General features: G+C 44.1%; 19 protein-coding genes. All 19 read left to right on the forward strand.

The annotated features are described in order from the left end of the window. Window positions 1-29 precede the first annotated feature (29 nt). The 19 genes from OB236_RS24915 to OB236_RS25005 all read left to right on the forward strand — a co-directional run bounded on the left by OB236_RS24915 (window position 30) and on the right by OB236_RS25005 (window position 20,024). Window positions 30-2,582 carry a DNA translocase FtsK gene (locus OB236_RS24915; protein WP_262686350.1) on the forward strand — a complete coding sequence of 851 codons (2,553 nt, stop codon included), beginning with the start codon at window positions 30-32 and terminating at the stop codon, window positions 2,580-2,582. 142 nt (window positions 2,583-2,724) lie between these two features. Further along, window positions 2,725-3,504, forward strand: a complete 780-nt coding sequence (sleB, locus tag OB236_RS24920) for a spore cortex-lytic enzyme (protein ID WP_262686614.1) — start codon at window positions 2,725-2,727, stop codon at window positions 3,502-3,504. A gap of 108 nt (window positions 3,505-3,612) precedes the next feature. Then, window positions 3,613-4,896 carry an EF-P 5-aminopentanol modification-associated protein YfmF gene (gene yfmF, locus OB236_RS24925; protein ID WP_262686351.1) on the forward strand — a complete coding sequence of 428 codons (1,284 nt, stop codon included), beginning with the start codon at window positions 3,613-3,615 and terminating at the stop codon, window positions 4,894-4,896. A gap of 2 nt (window positions 4,897-4,898) precedes the next feature. Then, window positions 4,899-6,182, forward strand: a complete 1,284-nt coding sequence (yfmH, locus tag OB236_RS24930; protein ID WP_262686352.1) for an EF-P 5-aminopentanol modification-associated protein YfmH — start codon at window positions 4,899-4,901, stop codon at window positions 6,180-6,182. Beyond that, on the forward strand, window positions 6,182-6,940 hold the full coding sequence (gene ymfI / locus OB236_RS24935; protein WP_076232903.1) for an elongation factor P 5-aminopentanone reductase: 759 nt from the start codon (window positions 6,182-6,184) through the stop codon (window positions 6,938-6,940). The genes yfmH and ymfI overlap by 1 nt, the downstream gene beginning before the upstream one ends. A 75-nt stretch (window positions 6,941-7,015) precedes the next feature. Further along, window positions 7,016-7,270, forward strand: coding sequence for a DUF3243 domain-containing protein (locus OB236_RS24940; RefSeq protein WP_076232906.1), 255 nt, complete (start codon window positions 7,016-7,018; stop codon window positions 7,268-7,270). Between the two features lie 92 nt (window positions 7,271-7,362). Next, window positions 7,363-8,202 carry a type 1 periplasmic-binding domain-containing protein gene (locus tag OB236_RS24945; protein WP_262686353.1) on the forward strand — a complete coding sequence of 280 codons (840 nt, stop codon included), beginning with the start codon at window positions 7,363-7,365 and terminating at the stop codon, window positions 8,200-8,202. Window positions 8,203-8,326: 124 nt separating this feature from the next. After that, on the forward strand, window positions 8,327-9,091 hold the full coding sequence (locus OB236_RS24950; protein WP_076232911.1) for a DUF3388 domain-containing protein: 765 nt from the start codon (window positions 8,327-8,329) through the stop codon (window positions 9,089-9,091). A 38-nt stretch (window positions 9,092-9,129) separates the two neighbouring features. Beyond that, window positions 9,130-9,978, forward strand: a complete 849-nt coding sequence (locus tag OB236_RS24955) for a helix-turn-helix domain-containing protein (RefSeq protein WP_262686354.1) — start codon at window positions 9,130-9,132, stop codon at window positions 9,976-9,978. Between the two features lie 30 nt (window positions 9,979-10,008). Further along, entirely contained in the window at window positions 10,009-10,500 is a 492-nt protein-coding gene (locus tag OB236_RS24960; protein ID WP_076232917.1) for a YajQ family cyclic di-GMP-binding protein, read from the forward strand. Window positions 10,501-10,577: 77 nt separating this feature from the next. Further along, window positions 10,578-11,906, forward strand: coding sequence for a 30S ribosomal protein S12 methylthiotransferase RimO (gene rimO, locus OB236_RS24965; protein ID WP_076232919.1), 1,329 nt, complete (start codon window positions 10,578-10,580; stop codon window positions 11,904-11,906). Continuing rightward, window positions 11,903-12,481 carry a CDP-diacylglycerol--glycerol-3-phosphate 3-phosphatidyltransferase gene (pgsA, locus tag OB236_RS24970; protein WP_076232922.1) on the forward strand — a complete coding sequence of 193 codons (579 nt, stop codon included), beginning with the start codon at window positions 11,903-11,905 and terminating at the stop codon, window positions 12,479-12,481. The genes rimO and pgsA overlap by 4 nt, the downstream gene beginning before the upstream one ends. A gap of 50 nt (window positions 12,482-12,531) precedes the next feature. Next, entirely contained in the window at window positions 12,532-13,779 is a 1,248-nt protein-coding gene (locus OB236_RS24975; protein ID WP_262686356.1) for a competence/damage-inducible protein A, read from the forward strand. Window positions 13,780-13,987: 208 nt separating this feature from the next. Next, a complete protein-coding gene (recA, locus tag OB236_RS24980) occupies window positions 13,988-15,037 on the forward strand; it encodes a recombinase RecA (RefSeq protein ID WP_076232926.1) in 1,050 nt (349 codons plus the stop codon). A 57-nt stretch (window positions 15,038-15,094) separates the two neighbouring features. Continuing rightward, the gene (locus tag OB236_RS24985; RefSeq protein WP_262686357.1) at window positions 15,095-15,817 is read left to right on the forward strand and encodes a RecX family transcriptional regulator; all 723 of its coding nucleotides are present in this window, start codon (window positions 15,095-15,097) and stop codon (window positions 15,815-15,817) included. A 329-nt stretch (window positions 15,818-16,146) separates the two neighbouring features. Beyond that, the gene (rny, locus tag OB236_RS24990) at window positions 16,147-17,694 is read left to right on the forward strand and encodes a ribonuclease Y (RefSeq protein ID WP_275900822.1); all 1,548 of its coding nucleotides are present in this window, start codon (window positions 16,147-16,149) and stop codon (window positions 17,692-17,694) included. 102 nt (window positions 17,695-17,796) lie between these two features. Beyond that, window positions 17,797-18,591 carry a TIGR00282 family metallophosphoesterase gene (locus OB236_RS24995; RefSeq protein WP_076232930.1) on the forward strand — a complete coding sequence of 265 codons (795 nt, stop codon included), beginning with the start codon at window positions 17,797-17,799 and terminating at the stop codon, window positions 18,589-18,591. Window positions 18,592-18,724: 133 nt separating this feature from the next. Then, entirely contained in the window at window positions 18,725-18,985 is a 261-nt protein-coding gene (locus OB236_RS25000; protein ID WP_028597363.1) for a stage V sporulation protein S, read from the forward strand. Between the two features lie 94 nt (window positions 18,986-19,079). After that, on the forward strand, window positions 19,080-20,024 hold the full coding sequence (locus tag OB236_RS25005; protein WP_262686358.1) for a dipeptidase: 945 nt from the start codon (window positions 19,080-19,082) through the stop codon (window positions 20,022-20,024). The last annotated feature ends 169 nt before the right edge of the window (window positions 20,025-20,193 follow it).

Raw genomic sequence — 20,193 nt, forward strand, 5'->3', positions numbered from 1 at the left:
GTATACTTTATTCTTGGGGGTGAGCCGTCTTGGCCAGGCCAAAGAAGAAACGTAAGGCTTCTGTAAAATCGATAAAAACGAATTTAAAGTATGAGCTCTATGGAATTATAATATTAACGCTATCGGTAATCGCACTTTCCCGGGAAGGTCCGGTTGCTCGTGCTTTAAGCTATCTGTTTCGATTTTTAATCGGGACGTGGGATTTCATCATTCCGCTTGTTTTTATTTATGCAGGCTTGTATGTAATGGTGAAACGGCAATGGCCGAATTGGCGGACGTCCCGCAAGACGGGAATTTTGCTGATGATTATCGCCCTGCTCATTATGAGTCACATCAGCTTGTTTGAGCAGCTTTACCCGAAAGGTACATATACAGCCGGTATGATTTGGTCACAAACATGGGCCAGTATGGTGGATGGCTTCAGTGCGACTGACAAAGGACAGGCTATTCTTACTCATCAGGTTGGCGGCGGAATGCTCGGAGCTGCGTTATATGGAACCCTATATTTTCTGTTCGTAAAAATAGGTGCTCAATTGATCCAATACACGCTTTTCATTATCGGGTTTATTTTGCTTACCGGTCTTACTCTAGGCGATATGATGGGAAAAATAAAAGGAAAGAAAACATTCGCAGACACAGCACTTGGCCAATACATACGTCGTTGGTGGGAAGAACGGAATCAGAAAGCGGCAGCAGCTGAGGTCGTTGCTGTCAAGAAGAAAGCCTATGTGGCTCCGCTCATGCCTGATGATAATGAATTTGATGAAGAAACGTTGAAGCCGGAGCGTAAAATAAAGAGGCCGAATAAAGCCTTTACTTCATTCATGGATCGGGTACATCCGAAGCCAAAGCCAACCACGGCTATGGGATTTGAGCCTGAAGGTTTCGATGACGAACTTCCGGTATCGGCTCAGCCTGAAGCGGTGAGTGAACCGAATATTGTGGAAGAGACGGTTTACAAAAGAGAAGTCGAGCAGGAGTCTCCAATCCCGATTATTCGTGATTTTCAAGAGCAGGTGCAGCAGGAAATATCGAACATGCCAATACCAACGGTAACCGCGGCTCCTTCGCTAGACCCGTCTCCAACTCACGAAAACAATGAAGTAGCTGGGGAAGAATCAGGGGATATAGCTACTATGGATACCCCAGTCAAGCCTCAGAAGCCGTATGTGCTACCCTCTCTGGATCTGTTGGCCAAGCCAAGCCTTCTCAAGGGTGCCGATTCACTGGATTATAAAGCGGTTGCCCGCAAGCTGGAGGCTACACTGGAAAGCTTTGGAGTGAAGGCGAAGGTACTGGAGGTTGTACGCGGACCTTCTGTAACTCGATATGAAATACAGCCGGATGTTGGTGTCAAGGTTAGCCGGATTGTAAGCCTTACGGACGACATTGCCTTAGCTCTGGCAGCTAAGGATATCCGGATGGAGGCACCTATTCCAGGTAAAGCTGCAATCGGGATTGAGGTGCCGAATGCTGAGGTGTCGATAGTAACGATGCGAGAGGTTATGGAAACCGCTGTTTTCCAGGATTCGAGTGCCAAGCTGTCGATCACATTAGGGCGCGATATTGCCGGACAGCCAATAGTCGGAAATCTGGCACGTATGCCGCATTTACTTGTAGCAGGAGCAACGGGATCAGGTAAATCAGTCTGTATTAACGGGATCATTACAAGCATTTTGTACAAGGCAAAACCTAACGAGGTACGCTTCTTGATGGTTGACCCGAAAATGGTGGAATTGAACGTTTATAATGGAATTCCCCATTTGCTTGCCCCTGTTGTTACTGACCCGAAGCGGGCCTCGCTTGCTTTGAAAAAGGTCGTTGTTGAAATGGAAAAACGATACGAGCTATTTTCCAAAAGCGGAACGCGTAATTTAGAAGGCTACAATGCGATGCTGCTGGAAACCAAATCTGGAGCCCCGCTCCCTTATATTGTCGTAATCGTAGATGAGCTTGCCGATTTAATGATGGTAGCTGCGAATGATGTGGAGGATGCAATCTGTCGATTAGCGCAAATGGCGCGCGCGGCGGGAATTCATCTAATTATTGCTACACAGAGACCATCTGTTGATGTCATTACGGGTGTTATCAAAGCTAATATTCCATCTCGTATCGCATTTGGTGTATCGTCTAATGTGGATTCCCGTACGATATTGGATATGGCTGGTGCTGAGAAGCTGTTGGGTCGTGGGGATATGCTGTATCTGCCCATGGGAGCTTCCAAGCCTGTGCGTGTACAGGGTGCCTTTTTGTCCGACAATGAAGTGGAAGATGTTGTTAACTTCGTGAGGAATCAAGAGCAGGCCAATTATGTAGAGGATATGGTTCCACAGGTTGAAGAGCAGGCTGAGGGAACCAATCAGGTTGAGGATGAATTATATGACCAGGCCGTGCAAATTATTTTGGAGGCCAAGCAGGCATCGGTATCTTTGCTTCAGCGCAGGATGCGCGTAGGCTACACACGGGCTGCCAGATTAATTGATTCGATGGAAGCCAAAGGTGTTGTAGGGCCCTATGAAGGCAGTAAACCGCGTGAGGTGCTGGTTTCCTTGGAACAGTATCAAGGCAGGATGAGTTCGTAAAATGAGCATGTCGGATGATGGATCCGGCATGTTTTTTTGTTCATTTTGCTTTTAAGCTTCCGTATGCATATAAGCGTGCCGCCTTTCTCATAATAACCATAAATGTTTACCATTATGAAGTGGGAGTGTGCACGTAATGCAAATGAACAAACGACTGGTGCTTATAACTGCAGCTTTATTACTCGTGCTGTTTACAGGCTATCAATTAAAACAGAAGCTTGAAACCATGCAAACCTTCAGCAAGAATGATATTGCATATGGAGCAGCAGGGAAAGATGTGTACGAGCTGCAGGGACGATTAAAATTCCTCGGCTTCTATAACAGCGCTGTAGATGGAGACTTTGGATACAATACACTGCGATCATTAAAATGGTTTCAATCCGAATTCGGTATGAAGGTTGACGGTATAGCTGGTTCTAAAACGAAGCTGAAACTATGGGAAGCGACCAAGGACTACAAGCCGACAGCCAATGAACTCCCATCCTCAAATACTGCAGATGGCGGAGGAAATACCCAGCCAGCCCCGGATAAGAATGCCAACCTGGCGCCGAACAATCATATGGGCTTATCCACAGAGGATTTGAATTTGATGGCCAATGCGGTATATGGCGAGGCAAGAGGTGAGCCCTATATTGGTCAAGTTGCTGTAGCTGCTGTCATATTGAATCGAGTTAAATCGGCAAGCTTTCCTAACACTGTATCAGGTGTCATATTTCAGCCTGGTGCGTTTACAGCAGTAGCTGATGGACAAATATGGCTGACACCTAATGAAAATGCCAAGAAGGCCGTACAGGAAGCGTTAAATGGCATGGATCCATCGGGAGGCTGCATATACTATTTTAATCCGGAAACAGCAACCTCCAAATGGATATGGGGACGTCCGCAGGTCAAAACCATCGGCAAGCATATTTTTTGCAAATAAATGGATAAGCAGAAAAGGGGATGCAAACGAAGTTCGTTTGCTTCTTCTGTTTATGAAGGAATATAATGGTATGGAGTTCGATTACAGGCTGAAAGGAGCTGCTCCCTTTTGAAAAATGTTCAATTTCAACGTGGTACGGTTCATAATATCAGGGTGCACGTGCTGCCCACAGAGCAATTTAAAACATATGCCATATCGGTTTATGTCGGAAGTCGCTTACAGGAAGAAACGGTAACACCGACAGCATTAATTCCATTTGTATTGCGTCGCGGTACAAAGGTTTATCCAGAAACCAAGCAGTTCCGGGAACGACTGGACGATTTATACGGTGCAGGCTTTGGGTTTGATATTTATAAGCGCGGCGATTATCAGATGGTACAGTTTCGGATGGACCTGATCCAGGATGATTTCGTGAACAGCACCGAGTCATTGCTGGAGCAAGGCATGCGTTTTGTTGGAGAGGCGATTACCCAACCTGCTGCCCAAGATGGCGAATTTACCTCCAAATACGTCGATTCCGAAAAAACAACATTGCAAAAACGTATCGAGTCGATCATTAACGATAAGGTAAAATATGCAGCCGAGCGTTGTATAGAGGAAATGTGTAAGGGTGAGCCCTACCGTCTGCACCCGCTTGGTACGATTGAAGCCTTAAAGCAGCTGACCAGCAAGGAGCTGTATACGTATTATAAGCAATGGCTGAAAGAATCGCCTATCGACATTTATGTAGTGGGCAAAACCACGCTTAAGGAAGTCATGGCTCTTGTGGAAAGCAGCTTTGGTGGAGAAAGAGAGGTTGCTGGAGGTTATTCCACGCTTCAAGGTCAATCCAAAGAAGCTGAGGTTCGCGAGGTTATAGAAGAGCTTGACGTCAAGCAGGGCAAGCTGAATTTGGGTTTGCGAACTCATACCACCTATGCGGACGCGGCTTATCCAACGATGCTAATGTATAATGGCATTTTAGGAGGCTATCCGCACTCCAAGCTGTTTATCAACGTGCGGGAAAAGGAAAGTCTCGCTTATTATGCCTCTTCAAGGCTGGATGGGCATAAGGGAATACTTACCATACAATCAGGCATTGAACTCGAAAATTATGAGAAAGCCGTGGCGATTATCCGCCAGCAGCTGGACGCGATGACAGCGGGTGATATCAATGATATCGAGCTGCAGCAGACACAGGCCATGATTACAGGACATCTGCGTCAGCTTCAGGATTCCGCGTTCGAACTGATTTCTTTTGATTTTAACAATATATTGTCGGGTGTAGAGCGTACGGTACCTGACTTGATTAATGATGTTCTTGCTGTCGACAAAGCGCAAATTCAAGCAGCAGCAGGCAAGGTCAAGCTCGATACGATTTACTTCTTACGTGACCGAAAGGAGGGGGTGTAGAAATGAAGGCGATACCGTATCCTCATGTGAAGGAAACTATTTACACAGAGCAGCTTTCTAACGGATTGACCGTTTTTATACTTCCGAAGGAAGGATTTTCCAAAACCTATGCAACCTTTTCTACCCACTACGGATCGATTGACAATCATTTCCGCGTGGAGGGTGCTTCCGAGATTAAAGTCCCAGACGGAATTGCCCACTTTTTGGAGCATAAAATGTTTGAGGAACCGACTGGCGATATTTTTTCCGTATTTGCCTCCAATGGTGCTTCTGCCAATGCGTTTACCAGCTTTGACCGGACAGCCTACTTATTTTCAGCAACTGAGTATGTTCTTGAAAATTTGACTACCTTGTTAAATTTTGTGCAAAATCCATATTTTACGGATGAGAACGTAGACAAGGAAAAAGGCATTATCGGTCAGGAAATCAAAATGTACCAGGATAATCCGGATTGGCGCGTTTATTTTGGATTGATAGAGACGATGTATCACCACCATCCGATACATATTGACATCGCTGGTACCGTAGAGTCTATTGCCAAGATTACCAAAGAGCTGCTGTATGATTGTTATCACACTTTTTATCATCCCAGCAATATGAGTTTGTTTGTGGTTGGAGGTGTCGATCCCGAGGAAACGATGGAATTGATCAGGAGCAATCAGGCTGCCAAGGAATATAAGCCCCAGGGTGAAATTCATCGTTTATTTGAGCAAGAGCCAACCACCGTCAAGAACAAGGAGAAAGTAACCGTACTGCCGGTTTCTCTTCCCAAATGCTTGTTCGGCTGCAAGGAACCGAAGCAGGATGCTAGTGGCAAGGAACTTCTGAAGCGGGAACTGGTTATGAAGGTTTTACTGGATATTTTGCTCAGTCCAAGCTCGGCTATTTATCAAAAGCTATACGAAGAACAAATCATTTCTGACAGCTTCGGAAGTGAGTACAATATTGCAGAGAATTATGCCTTTTCTATCATCGGTGGTGATACGCCAGACCCTGACAAATTGGTTTCACGTGTTCGTGAGGAAATCGATAAAGTGAAGGAGAGTGGGATTGCGCAAACCGATTTTGAGAGAAGCCGTAAAAAGAAAATTGGAGGTTTTCTGCGGCAGTTGAATTCTCCAGAGTCCATTGCCAATGAATTCACCAAATATCGTTTTAAACAAATCGATTTATTTGACATACTGCCTGTGTATGAGCAATTGACAATTGAGGATGTAACGACAATGCTGAACGAGCATTTTGACTGGAACCAGTTGGCCGTATCCATTGTCAGAAGTGAAGCGTAATGAATGATCCGATCCGTCCCTTTAACGAGCAAACCGTACTTGTTACGGGTGGCAGCCGCGGTATTGGTGCTGCGATTGCCGAAAGATTCGCTTCCGTGGGAATGAATGTCGTGATCCATTATATGCAGTCCCATGAGGCGGCTAATGATACGGCACGCAGATGTATGAAAACAGGTGCAAAGGTACTTACGGCTACGGCTGATTTACGCAGCAAGGAGCAGATTCTACGGCTGCAGGAGAAACTGGATCATCATGAGATGACACCTGATATTATCGTTAACAATGCGGGTGTTTCCCATTACGGGATGCTCTCGGATGTGAGCGAGGAGCTCTGGGATGATGTCATGAACATTAATCTGAAAGGATCATTTTTGATCAGTCAGCAGTTCATGAAACCGATGATTCGGCAAAAATATGGAAGAATTATTAATGTGTCTTCAATTTGGGGGATTTCCGGCTCTTCCTGCGAGGTTTTATATTCCACAACCAAAGGCGGTATCAATGCCTTTACGAAAGCTTTAGCCAAAGAATTAGCCCCTTCTGGAGTAACCGTGAATGCGGTGGCCCCAGGTGCGGTTGACACACTGATGATGGCCAACTTTGACTCCCAGGAAAAAGCAGCCATAGAGAATGAAATTCCTGCTGGAAGGTTTGCCCAGCCGAACGAAATTGCTTCCTTGGTTTATTTTTTGGCACTTCCGGAATCCGGCTATATTACCGGACAGATTATTAGTCCCAATGGCGGTTGGTTAACATAAGCATGGTATAGTAGACCTCGATTTGGCGAATAGTAAAAGTGGTAATACACTTTGACTCCAAGGAGGCTATGAGCAATGGCAACTGTACTAAAGGTATTTGACCGCTGGAAGCAATTTTTGAATGAACGCATCGATCAGGCAGAAAAAGCTGGCATGAAGGATGAAACGATCAACAAGCTGGCCTTTCAAATCGGGGAGTTTCTATCTGACAAGGTGGACCCGGAAAATAATGAAGAACGAGTGCTTAAAGAGCTCTGGGATGTTGCTGATGAGCAGGAAAAGAGAACAATCGCCAAGCTGATGGTAAAGCTGGTTACACCGGGAACCTAAATGCAATTGTTAGCAGCCTCCTTCCAAGGGGGCTTTTCGTTACTTTTGTGGTATACTTAACTTAATTTGATTGGAAAGGCGGCTAGAGGTAGTTGAGTAAGAAGAGATGGACAACTGGGCTCTTTACTTTATGTATACTATTTGTACTTGGAGGCTGTGGTAAGAACATTCCCGCAATTGACCCCGCTTTACTGGAATCCAAGGTTTCCGTTTTAATTATTTCCAAAGAACATGTATCGGATTCTACAAAATCAACTTTACAAAATACATTGATATCTTGGCGTGACAGTCATCATATTGCTTTTGATTGGATGGCGGATACAGCAGTGCTTAAGGAAGCGCAGATTACCGCTCTGAAAACGAGACCCTATACTTACATAATTGTCATAGGAAACGAGCTTGCTCGAAAAGTACTGCCTATTGCTACAGCAATTCCCGACAAAAAATGGATTTTGCTCGATGATACGGTATCGGGTGATAATCCGCCAGTCACGGATAAACATATCGTATGGAAACAGACGGGACAAGGTTTTATGGACAAGCAATGGGACGAGTGGGTTAAGCAGCAGCAAATATTGGGTAAATCCATTGAATGGGTGACAGTCGGCGCCAGGCCGATACCATCGTTGTGGGCACCTTCCGAGGAGGCTGAAACGATAGGAGTGTCCGATGCCGAAGGCTGGTTCCCGCAATTTCAGAATCAGGTCAGGAGACATGGGCCCAGCTGGATAGCTATTTATTCTCCTTTGGACGCCAGTTCCTTGCAACGGGTTAAAAACCTGAAGGTGCCAGTAATCGATATGACAGCAGTTTCCATAGAGCTGCAATGGGGCTTCCTTATGACCTCGATATTGCAAACCATAGAAACCCAGACATGGGCGAATGGAAATCAGGAATATACTTCCCAGGAAATACAAATCATTAAGCCTTAATCAAGAATAATAAAGATTTCTTTAAGAAGTAAGAAGGAATTTCTCGAAAATTGTAGAATATTTTTGTAACATGCTCCAAAAATTTGAGTTGATGTGTGATTATCATCGATATGAGGTGCCTATAATGGAAACAAAGCAGTGGTATATGGAATACAGAATACATAAAAATCGTCCTGGCTTATTGGGGGATGTAGCTTCCCTGATGGGGATGCTGGATATTAATATTGTTACGATTAACGGGGTAGAAGACCGGACCCGTGGTATGCTGCTGCAAACCAATGATAATGAAAAAATTGACTTGATGGGTAAAATGTTGCGAAAAGTGGATAATATAACTATAACGGCACTCAGAGAGCCCAAATTGGTTGATATATTAGCTGTTCGCCATGGCAGATACATTGAAAGAGATTCGGATGATCGTAAAACATTCCGCTTTACGCGCGATGAGTTGGGTCTTCTGGTCGATTTTCTGGGTGAAATTTTCAAGCGTGACGGCAATCAGGTCGTTGGACTCAGAGGCATGCCGCGCGTAGGAAAGACGGAATCGATCATAGCCGGGAGCGTTTGCTCAAATAAACGTTGGAATTTTGTATCCTCAACACTGTTACGCCAAACGGTTCGCAGTCAATTATCTGAGGAGGAAATGAACCCGAACAATATTTTTATTATTGATGGTATCGTATCGACCATTCGTTCCAATGAAAAGCATCACTCCCTTTTACAGCAAATCATGAGTATGCCTTCGACGAAAGTCATCGAGCATCCGGATATTTTTGTGCGGGATTCGGAATATACGTATGAGCATTTCAATTACATTGTAGAGCTGCGCAATACACCTGATGAAGAAATCAATTACGATGCCATAACAAACGGTATCAATGATTATTAATAATCCATTACAAAGAACGTTCCGAAAGGGGTGAGAACATGTCTGATCTTGGGCAATTGTTGCGAAAAGCACGGTTGGAAAAAAAGATTTCATTAGAAGATTTGCAGGAAAGCACAAAAATTCGTAAGCGCTATTTGGAAGCGATTGAAGATGGAAACTACAAAATATTACCGGGTAATTTTTATGTCAGAGCATTTATCAAAAGTTATGCCGAAGCGGTGGGGCTGGAGCCTAATGAAATATTGAGCTTATATCAAAATGTGATTCCCGCGGCAGAGCCAGACCATATTGAACCTACTCGCTCCAAGAGAACGACACGAAATACGGAAAGAATGGGCAAATGGGTTTCCACTGTTATGATGATTGCCTTTTTTGTTCTCATCCTGGGGATCATCTATTATTATATAATAACGAATTATAATAGTAAGCCGCATGAAGCTAACCCTGTAAATGAACCGAATCGGGTCACGGATAAAGTGGATCCTAATGCCAACAGCGGCAGTGTGACTACACCCGTTTACGACAAAAAAGCACCAGCAGTGCCTGCTCCACCGCCTGTTTCTGTAGTTAAAACAGAAGTGAAGCTTGTCAAAAGCCAAGGTGGCACCGATTACTATTTGGTTTCCAATGCAGATAAGCTTATGATCCAAATGAAGGTTGTAGGCGATGCTTGCTGGATGCAGATTGACTCATTAGGAGAACAACGAGATATGCTCGAGCAAGGCACCTTCACCAAGGGTAAAGAGCAAAGCTGGGAGCTTACCAACTCGGCATTTATGATTTTTGGCCGCTCCAATGCAGTTGAATTGAATGTGAATGGAACCCTTATTGTGCTAGGCGACACTCCAAATGCTAAACGGGTTCAAATCGATTTACAAAAAGTGTAAGTCATTTAATTATATAAAGGAAGTGCGACCATGGCTGACGAAAGTTTTTTTGATATTGCCTCGAAAATGGATATGCAGGAATTGAACAATGCGATTAATCAAGCGGAGAAAGAAATTATGACCCGATTTGATTTTAAAAATAGCAAAAGCAGTATCGCAGTTGAAAAAGATGAATTAGTTATCGTCTCCGATGATGAGTTCAAGCTGCAAAACGTAATGGACATTTTGCATTCCAAGATGGCTAAACGGGGAATTTCCTTGAAAAACCTCGAATACGATAAAATTCAACCGGCTTCATCCCAAACCGTTCGGCAAAAGGTGAAGCTCAAGTCAGGAATCGATCAGGATAATGCCAAAAAAATCAATATCATGATCCGGGATTCCAAGCTAAAGGTGAAAAGCCAAATTCAGGGCGATCAAATCAGAGTTTCTGGCAAAAGCAAAGACGATTTACAACAGGTTATCCAGCTTCTTCGCAAAGCAGATCTGCCTCTTGATCTGCAATTTTTAAATTTTCGTTAATATACATTTTTGACACTATTCATTCGGTTCGTTTATACTTGACCCATAGGCTTGATTCACTATTGGAGGATATGGATATGACAGAGAAAGTAAAAGTAGTTACGCTCGGCTGCGAGAAGAACCTCGTTGACTCCGAAATCATGTCAGGACTTGTTTTTGGACGTGGCTACGAATTAGTATCGGATAAGGAAGAAGCTACTGTAATTATAGTTAATACCTGCGGGTTCATTGATGCAGCAAAGGAAGAATCCGTTAATACGATATTGGATATGGCTGACTTGAAGCAGACTGCTAATTTGAAGGCACTGATTGTTTCCGGATGCTTGACTCAACGCTACAAGAAAGAGCTCATGGAAGAAATGCCTGAAATTGATGGTATCGTAGGCACAGGGGATTTTGACAAAATCAATGAAATTATTGAAGAAGCACTTGCTGGGAAAAAGCCGGTCTTGGTGGGGAACCCGGTTTTTAACTATGACAAGCCACTTCCACGTCGTGTGACGACTCCGCGTTATACCGCTTATGTGAAAATTGCTGAGGGCTGTGACAATGCCTGTACGTTCTGCAGTATTCCGATCATGCGCGGTAAGTTCCGCAGCAGAAGCATGGAATCCATTATTGCGGAAATTGAGCAATTGGCTTCTCAAGGTGTTAGGGAAATCAGTCTGATTGCACAGGATTCCACAAATTATGGTACAGATTTGTATGACGGCTTTATGCTGCCTGCTTTGTTGAACAAGGTTACGGAAGTAGCTGGAATTGAATGGGTCAGACTGCACTATGCATATCCGGGATTTTTTACCGACGAATTGATCGACACAATTGCTTCAAACCCAAAGGTATGTAAATATGTCGATATGCCTCTGCAGCATAGTGAAGATATTATTTTGAAGCGGATGAGAAGACCAGGCAGACAGCAGGACGCCAAAGCATTGATTGACAAAATTCGTTCACGAATTCCTAATGTTTCACTTCGTACCTCGCTTATTGTAGGGTTCCCGGGTGAGACTGAGCAGGATTTTGAGAATTTGAAGAGATTTGTTACAGAAGTTGAATTTGACCGCTTGGGTGTGTTTGCCTACTCTCAAGAGCAGGATACACCAGCTGCACGTCTGCCGGATCAGGTTCAGGATGATGTAAAGGAATATCGGGCTAATACCATCATGGAAATTCAGCGTAGTATATCTAATATTCGTAACGGAAATCGGGTAGGCCAAACCGTGGATGTATTGATTGAAAAGTATGACGGCAGAAATGATGTCTATATTGGCCGTTCCCAATACGATGCTCCTGAGATTGATGGAGAAGTATTTGTAAAAGGGACACAGCTTAAGATTGGAGAGTTAGCCAAGGTTCACATTACCCACTCATTCGAGTTTGATTTGTCCGGGGAGGTTGTGGCATGAACCTGGCCAATCGGATCACTTTGGCGAGGATCTTTTTAGTACCTATCATTATGTTTTTTTTGCTTGTTAATTTAAAATTTCCTCAAATTGAAATGGATCAGTTCAGCATCACCTACAACCAAATTATTGCTGCGCTTATTTTTATCATTGCGGCTTGGACAGATGGTCTGGACGGATATATTGCCAGGAAGCGTAAGCTGGTAACGAATCTGGGGAAATTGCTTGACCCCTTGGCTGATAAGCTTCTTGTATCTGCTGTGCTCGTATCCTTAGTTGAGATGGATAAGGTCGGCGCATGGATCGTGATTGTGATTATTAGCCGGGAATTTGCTGTTACAGGATTACGACAGATCGCCCTGCTTGAGGGTCATGTCATTGCGGCTAGTAAATGGGGTAAATGGAAAACAGCAGCCCAAATTACGGCAATTATTGCACTGCTGATCAATAATTTTCCATTTGCTTTTATTAATCTGCGCTTTGATTTATTTGCAAGTTGGGTTGCGGCCATCATAACCTTGTATTCCGGTTTGGATTATTTTATTAAAAATAAACATGTCATTAACTTTAACGAATAAACAGTAGGAGCTTCCTATTGTTTTTTTGTTCCATTCGGGAGGTAATTTGGATGAGAGCTGAGATTATAGCTGTTGGAACAGAGCTTTTATTAGGACAGATTGTGAACACCAATGCTCAGTATTTGGCCCAAGGGTGCGCAGATTTGGGTGTGAGTGTATACTACCAGACCGTTGTCGGTGATAATGAAAGCCGCTTGGCGGACGCCCTGCAAATTGCTAAAAGCCGTGCCGATTTAATCATTTGTACTGGCGGACTTGGACCGACTCAGGATGACCTGACCAAGGATGCGCTTGCCGCTTTTCTGGGACAAAAGATAGTCACCCATCAGCCCTCAATGGATCATATCGAACAAGTGTTTGGATCAAGGGGCATTCATATGGTCGAAAGCAATCGTAGGCAGGCGCTAATGCTGGAGCACAGTGATCCTTTAACGAATGATGCAGGAATGGCCGTAGGTATCGCTTTGACCCAGGATGGCACGCATTACATACTATTACCCGGTCCCCCTAAAGAAATGAAACCCATGTTCGATCTTTACGCAGCACCATGGATTGCGTCGAAGATGAGCGGGGTTCATCCTTTGTTCTCGAGGATGTTGAAATTTGCGGGAATTGGTGAATCTACGCTTGAACATGAACTTTTAGACCTTATTCATGCTCAAACAGACCCGACCATAGCTCCTTATGCCAAGGAGTCTGAGGTTACGATACGCATTACCACTCGCGCCTCTTCACAAGCGGAAGCGGATGTAAAGCTGGAGCCGCTGGAGCAGGAAATCAGAAGCAGGCTTGGAGACTACATATACGCCTCTGTAGACGTTCCTATTGAGCAAGAGGTCATACGTATCATGAAGGAGCGCAAATTGCTCCTGGCAGCTGCTGAGAGCTGTACAGGAGGGCTCCTCGGCCATATGCTGACCGCAGTTCCCGGAAGTTCTGCCGTATTCCGTGGAGGTATCGTTTGTTATTCAAATATGTTGAAGAATAAGCTGCTGGATGTGCCGATGAGCATTCTGGAAGGAGCAGGAGCTCCAGGTGCAGTCAGCGCGGAAACAGCCGGTATTCTGGCAGAACAGATGCGACTTAAGGCAGATACCGATTATGCAGTTGCTATCACTGGGGTGGCCGGACCGGATGAATCCGAAGGAAAGCCGGTAGGTCTTGTGTATCTGGCTATTGCCTGCAAAGAAGGGCTGCCGGTTGTGGAGCGGCTGCAGTTGTCCGGTAATCGGGACAATATCAAGCTTCGTGCTGCAAAGGCGGCATTATACCAATTGTGGAAGCGTTTGGTGGTTTGATAGAGCTGGGATTGATATAATTAGAACTTGAAAGCGCTCAGCCAATGTAATATAATAGAGGAAGCGGAAGAACCGTAACAATGGATCACATTTTGTTACGGTTTTTCTTTGGACCATAAACAGAATGTATGTTCGTAAAAATGCTTGGCAACACCAACAAAATAGGTTATTATTATACTTATCCAATACGGAAAAGGAAGTGAGTGTTTTGTCAGATCGGCGCGCAGCACTAGACAATGCCCTTCGTCAAATTGAAAAGCAATTTGGTAAAGGATCGGTTATGAAACTGGGTGAATCCGCCCATATGAAGATTGATGTTATTCCCAGCGGATCTTTGGCCCTCGATATTGCCCTCGGCATAGGAGGATTCCCACGTGGTAGAATTATAGAGGTTTTTGGCCCTGAATCATCGGGTAAAACAACAGTTGCGCTTCATGCTATTGCTGAGGTACAGCGAGTAGGCGGAACAGCGGCTTTTATCGATGCTGAGCATGCACTAGATCCTTCCTATGCAAGTAAGCTTGGAATTAATATAGACGAGCTGCTGCTCTCCCAACCGGACACGGGTGAGCAGGCGTTGGAAATTGCCGAAGCATTGGTACGCAGTGGAGCTGTAGATATTATCGTTATTGACTCGGTTGCGGCACTGGTTCCTAAAGCGGAAATTGAAGGAGACATGGGAGATTCCCACGTGGGTCTGCAAGCACGTTTGATGTCACAGGCATTGCGTAAGTTATCCGGTGCTATCAACAAATCGAACACGATTGCAATTTTCATCAATCAGCTTCGTGAGAAGATCGGTGTTATGTTCGGTAATCCGGAGACAACCCCGGGCGGAAGAGCATTGAAGTTCTATTCCTCCGTACGTTTGGATGTACGTCGTGTAGAGAGCATCAAGCAAGGCAATGATATGGTTGGTAACCGTACAAGAATTAAAGTAGTTAAGAATAAAGTAGCGCCTCCGTTCAAGCAGGCAGATATTGATATTATGTATGGCGAAGGTATTTCCAAAGAAGGAAGCATTATCGATATCGGTGCTGAAATGGATATTATTCAAAAGAGTGGCGCCTGGTATTCCTTCAACGGTGACCGATTGGGTCAAGGCCGTGAGAACTCTAAGCAATTCTTAAAGGATAATCCGCAAGTTGCTGATATTCTTGAAAATAAAATTCGCGAAAACGCCAACTTGTCAGCGACCGTCGATGCCGACTTGCTAAATAACGAAGAAGATGATGAAGATTTGGAAGAAGTTGAATAAAGCAGATGAAGGGCACCTTACTCAGGTGCCCTTCCGTTGCATTCGGAGTGATAGATCATGGATGAAGAAGTAAATGAACTGAATGAGCTGCCTTTAAAAGAAGGCGTAATAACCAAAATAGAGCGACAAAAAAGAGCCAAGGATCGTTACAATTTATATATCGAAGAGCAGTATGTATTTTCTATACATGAGGATGTGCTGATCAAATACAGTTTGGCCAAGGGTACTGCAATCGATGAAAAAGAGCTGAAAGCGATTGTAGATGCTCAAGACAAACAGCAGGCTTATTTGGATGCCATTCGTTTATTATCGTTCAGGCTGCGTTCCGAGCATGAACTAAAGGCACGTTTGCTTCAAAAGAACTATGAGCTTCCCACAATTGAAGACACGCTGGACCGTCTTAGACGGGAGCAGTATATAGATGATTCCTTGTTTGCTGAGCAGTTGACACAGCAGCGCATTCATTCAGCGAAGAAGGGACGTAATTGGATTAAGCAGGAGCTTCAGCAGAAGGGGCTCAAATCTGAACATATTACAAGTGCGATTGGTCAAATTGATGAACAAATGGAGTATAGTAATGCTTATAATCTGATTTATAAAAAATATGGTTCCAGTTTAAAGCCGGACTCAGATGTGCAAAATATTAAAAGAAAAGCTTATGCTCTGCTGCAAAGGAGAGGCTACAGTTCAAGTGTGACCTCTCGTGCTGTCCGCGAATTAACAGATGTCGTCAGTCGTGGAATAGATAATGAGGACTGGGAGATTGAATTTGAAGAATGAAATTCATTTGTGATACGAATAGTTAATAATGTAAACTAATCAGGCAGGAAACCTGGTTTGAGTACGGATTGGCTTTAAAATTTGGCAGGAAATTAATAATTTCTACAAAGTAAAGCATTTCTCATGTCATACACCTTGACAAGCTTCTTCGACAAAAGATAAAATGAGCATGTATAATTTTGTACAATCAACCTCTCTGTTATGCCTAAACAGGAAGGTTGGCAAAGTAAAATCGCCAATTTTTACTTTTCTTACTGCTTGTTAAACGGATTAAAAACCATACGACCCCCAAGCTTACCCCTTGGAGAAACAACGAGGAGGTGAACTGGATGAACATACATCCAGCCATCTGGATCTTAATCATTCTCGTTGTTGGTGCTATTTGCTTAGGGATTGGTTATTTTATCCGCAAGTCCATTGCAGAAGCGAAAATTTCAAGTGCTGAGCAAGCCGCTGAGCTAATCAAGGATGGCGCTAAAAAAGAGGCGGAGGCACTAAGGAAAGAAGCGGTTGTGGAGGCCAAGGATGAGATTCACAAGCTCCGAACCGAAGCTGAAAAAGACATTCGTGATCGTCGAAATGAATCACAACGACAAGAGAGACGATTGTTGCAAAAAGAGGAATCGCTGGATAAAAAATTAGAATCTCTTGAGAAAAAAGAAGAGCAAGTCGCCAACAAAGAGAAGCGGATTGAAGAAACCCAATCACACATTGACGAGATTTATAAGAACCAGGTTACCGAGTTGGAACGTATTTCCGCATTGACCACGGAAGATGCCAAACAAATTATTTTGACCAATGTGGAACAGGAAGTACGGCATGAAACAGCTCAATTGATTAAAGAGATCGAACAGCAAGCCAAAGAAGAAGGCGACAAGAAAGCCCGTGAAATCATCACGTTAGCCATCCAGAGATGTGCTGCTGATCACGTAGCGGAAACAACGGTATCGGTGGTAACATTGCCGAATGAGGAAATGAAAGGACGAATTATCGGACGTGAGGGTAGAAATATCCGCGCGCTTGAAACACTCACAGGGATTGATCTTATTATTGATGATACCCCTGAAGCTGTTATTTTGTCCGGTTTTGATCCGATTCGTCGTGAAATTGCCCGCACTGCTCTTGAAAAACTGGTTGCAGATGGACGTATCCATCCTGCCCGTATTGAAGAAATGGTTGAGAAGTCCCGCAAGGAAGTGGACGAACGGATTCGTGAATACGGAGAACAGGCAACCTTTGAAACCGGCGTTCATGGATTGCATCCAGACCTGATCAAGATATTGGGTAGATTGAGATTTAGAACCAGCTATGGACAAAATGTATTGAAGCATTCCATGGAAGTTGCCTATTTAACAGGATTGATGGCTGGAGAACTCGGGGTAGACGTGACATTGGCGAAACGTGCCGGTCTCCTGCATGATATCGGTAAAGCCTTGGATCATGAAGTTGAAGGATCTCACGTTGAAATTGGCGTAGAGATCGGTAAGAAATATAAAGAGCATCCAGTCGTAATCAACAGTATTGCTTCCCATCATGGTGACTGTGAAGCCACTTCGGTCATAGCGATGCTGGTAGGTGCAGCAGACGCTTTATCCGCTGCTCGTCCGGGAGCGCGCCGTGAAACATTGGAAACGTACATTAGACGTCTTGAAAAGCTGGAAGAAATTTCAGAGTCCTTCGAAGGTGTTGAAAAGTCGTACGCAATCCAGGCAGGGCGTGAGGTACGTGTCATGGTTCAGCCTGAAAAGGTGGATGATACGGAAGCTTTCCGTTTGGCTCGTGATATTACGAAGAAAATTGAGAGTGAACTGGATTATCCGGGGCACATCAAGGTTACAGTTATTCGCGAAACGCGTGCCGTTGAATATGCTAAATAAAGAATTTCATACTTGATCAGAGAAAAGTGGCTGAATAAGCCACTTTTCTTTTGACTTGCAGAGCATTTACAAGTGCTGGCGAAGAAGAGGAGCTTGTATCACATGAGAATATTATTTATCGGGGATATTGTTGGATCTGTTGGGCGTAAGGCTTTAAAGGCTTGCTTGCCAGGACTCAAAACGAAGCTGAATCCAACCTTTATTATTGCCAATGGTGAAAATGCTGCTGCAGGCAGAGGCATCACTTTACCGATTACGAAGGAGTTATTCGAAATGGGGGTCCATGGTATTACGATGGGCAACCACACCTGGGATCAAAAAGAAATTTTTGATTTTATCGATAATGAGGAACGTATGGTCCGACCTGCGAATTTTCCCAAGGGAACACCGGGAAGAGGTTATACAACAATTAAAGTGAAAGGTCATGAACTGGTCATCGTTAATTTGCAGGGCCGTACGTTTCTGCCGCCTTTGGACTGTCCTTTTGAAAAAGCAGATGAAATCATAGATGCCGTGAAGAAACGGAATAAACATATTCTCGTCGATTTCCATGCTGAAGCAACTTCGGAGAAGCTGGCGATGGGCTGGCATTTGGATGGTAAGGTCTCGGCGGTTGTAGGGACACATACCCACGTACAAACCCATGACGAGCGACTGCTGCCTTTGGGAACAGCCTATGTGACGGATGTTGGCATGACGGGCCCGCGTGATGGGATACTGGGAATGGAAAAGGTAGCGGTTATGCAAAAGTTCAAAACACAGCTGCCTGTAAGATTTGTCGTAGATGAAGGTAAATGGCATTTTCATGCGGTTTGTATCGATCTGGATCCAACGACGGGGCTGGCCAAGAAAATTCAGCTGATCCGCAAGGACGAAGATCAAATTCTATTCGAATAATCAATGGGATAATGCTTGAAATGGACGCTGCATGGCGTGAAGAGGAGATCATCTTTGGGAAGATGGAATTAACGTGAAATGGGCCGAATAGGATAAATGGAAGCCATTCATCATTCTCGAGGAGGTACTTTTCATGGATGTATTAAAAGTTTCAGCAAAATCCAATCCAAATTCCGTAGCAGGCGCATTAGCGGGGGTGCTGCGTGAGCGCGGCGCGGCCGAACTGCAAGCCATAGGTGCCGGTGCTTTAAATCAAGCAGTCAAGGCCGTGGCGATTGCTCGAGGGTTCGTCGCTCCCAGCGGAGTTGACCTGATTTGCATTCCGGCCTTTACCGATATTGTAATTGATGGAGAGGACCGTACGGCCATCAAATTGATTGTCGAGCCCAGATAGCTAACTTATTCATGATAAAACGCGGAAGACGCCTGTTTACGCCTGTAAACAGGTTTTTTTATGCCCAAAATTGATGAATTCGGGGGAAAAGCAAATGAAGATTATAGATGGACACTGTGATGTGCTGTGGAAGATGTATGATAATCCGCGGATCGACTTTTATGATTCAGATACAACTGAACTGGATGTGACCTACGCTAAAATGATGGAATCCAATATCAAAATTCAATTTTTTGCGATTTATTTGGCCGAATCGATCCGGCAGCCCGTCTTTGAGCATTATCTCAAATACATAAATATTTTTTATCAGAAGGTGTTAAAGCCAGGCTTGTTGACGGTTATTAAAAATCAAGCTGATTTGGTTCGGGTCATGAGTGGAGATGAGAGAGGGGCCATTTTGACCCTGGAGGGCGCGGATGCCATTCAGGATAACCCTTTATACACTCAAACCTTGTACCATCTCGGAGTTCGGATGATCGGTATTACGTGGAACTATGCGAATTGGGCAGCAGATGGAATTTTGGAGCCGAGAAAAGGCGGATTTTCAAAAAAAGGGAAAATATTTATTAAAGAATGCAATAATTTGGGCATCCTATTAGATGTATCTCATTTGTCGGTACGCTCGTTCTGGGATCTGGCCGAAGCTTCGACTAAACCTTTCGTAGCTTCTCACTCCAATGCCAAAGCGGTCTGTGATCACCCAAGAAATCTGGATGACGATCAACTGCTGGCTATAATCGGCCAGTCAGGACGGATTGGTATGACCTTTGTTCCCTGGTTTGTAGGAGACAAACAAAATGCCACTATTGGAGGGCTGCTGAAGCATATTGAGCATATCTGTGCGCTGGGTGGAGAAGCACATATTACTATAGGCTCCGATTTTGATGGCATTGACCAATGGATACCTGGACTTGAGCATGCAGGGCAATTCGATCAACTGGCGCAGCATTTGAGTAAATACTATAAAGACGATACGATTGAAGGTTTCCTTCACGGAAACTGGCATCGATATCTGCAGCAAAACCTTCCGACTTATTAACCGTTTACATCTTTATTAGATATAGTTGGTTGGTAAATTAATCTCAATTTGGTATGATTCTCATCTAAAATAGCTATCTTTATATTTGATTATAATACTTGCTTTTTAACTCTTATCAGCATAGAATTTGAGTGATGACTGAAAGAATTTTTTTATCTGTTTGTGAATT

It is taken from the genome of Paenibacillus baimaensis (genome assembly GCF_025567575.1).

What these genes read in the sequence shown, in the direction of transcription:
- sleB (WP_262686614.1), top strand. Translation starts at nt 2,725, where the DNA reads ATGAACAAACGACTGGTGCTTATAACTGCAGCTTTATTACTCGTGCTG.
- yfmH (WP_262686352.1), top strand. Translation starts at nt 4,899, where the DNA reads ATGAAGGCGATACCGTATCCTCATGTGAAGGAAACTATTTACACAGAG.
- ymfI (WP_076232903.1), top strand. Translation starts at nt 6,182, where the DNA reads ATGAATGATCCGATCCGTCCCTTTAACGAGCAAACCGTACTTGTTACG.
- OB236_RS24940 (WP_076232906.1), top strand. Translation starts at nt 7,016, where the DNA reads ATGGCAACTGTACTAAAGGTATTTGACCGCTGGAAGCAATTTTTGAAT.
- OB236_RS24950 (WP_076232911.1), top strand. Translation starts at nt 8,327, where the DNA reads ATGGAAACAAAGCAGTGGTATATGGAATACAGAATACATAAAAATCGT.
- OB236_RS24955 (WP_262686354.1), top strand. Translation starts at nt 9,130, where the DNA reads ATGTCTGATCTTGGGCAATTGTTGCGAAAAGCACGGTTGGAAAAAAAG.
- OB236_RS24960 (WP_076232917.1), top strand. Translation starts at nt 10,009, where the DNA reads ATGGCTGACGAAAGTTTTTTTGATATTGCCTCGAAAATGGATATGCAG.
- rimO (WP_076232919.1), top strand. Translation starts at nt 10,578, where the DNA reads ATGACAGAGAAAGTAAAAGTAGTTACGCTCGGCTGCGAGAAGAACCTC.
- pgsA (WP_076232922.1), top strand. Translation starts at nt 11,903, where the DNA reads ATGAACCTGGCCAATCGGATCACTTTGGCGAGGATCTTTTTAGTACCT.
- OB236_RS24975 (WP_262686356.1), top strand. Translation starts at nt 12,532, where the DNA reads ATGAGAGCTGAGATTATAGCTGTTGGAACAGAGCTTTTATTAGGACAG.
- OB236_RS24985 (WP_262686357.1), top strand. Translation starts at nt 15,095, where the DNA reads ATGGATGAAGAAGTAAATGAACTGAATGAGCTGCCTTTAAAAGAAGGC.
- rny (WP_275900822.1), top strand. Translation starts at nt 16,147, where the DNA reads ATGAACATACATCCAGCCATCTGGATCTTAATCATTCTCGTTGTTGGT.
- OB236_RS24995 (WP_076232930.1), top strand. Translation starts at nt 17,797, where the DNA reads ATGAGAATATTATTTATCGGGGATATTGTTGGATCTGTTGGGCGTAAG.
- OB236_RS25000 (WP_028597363.1), top strand. Translation starts at nt 18,725, where the DNA reads ATGGATGTATTAAAAGTTTCAGCAAAATCCAATCCAAATTCCGTAGCA.
- OB236_RS25005 (WP_262686358.1), top strand. Translation starts at nt 19,080, where the DNA reads ATGAAGATTATAGATGGACACTGTGATGTGCTGTGGAAGATGTATGAT.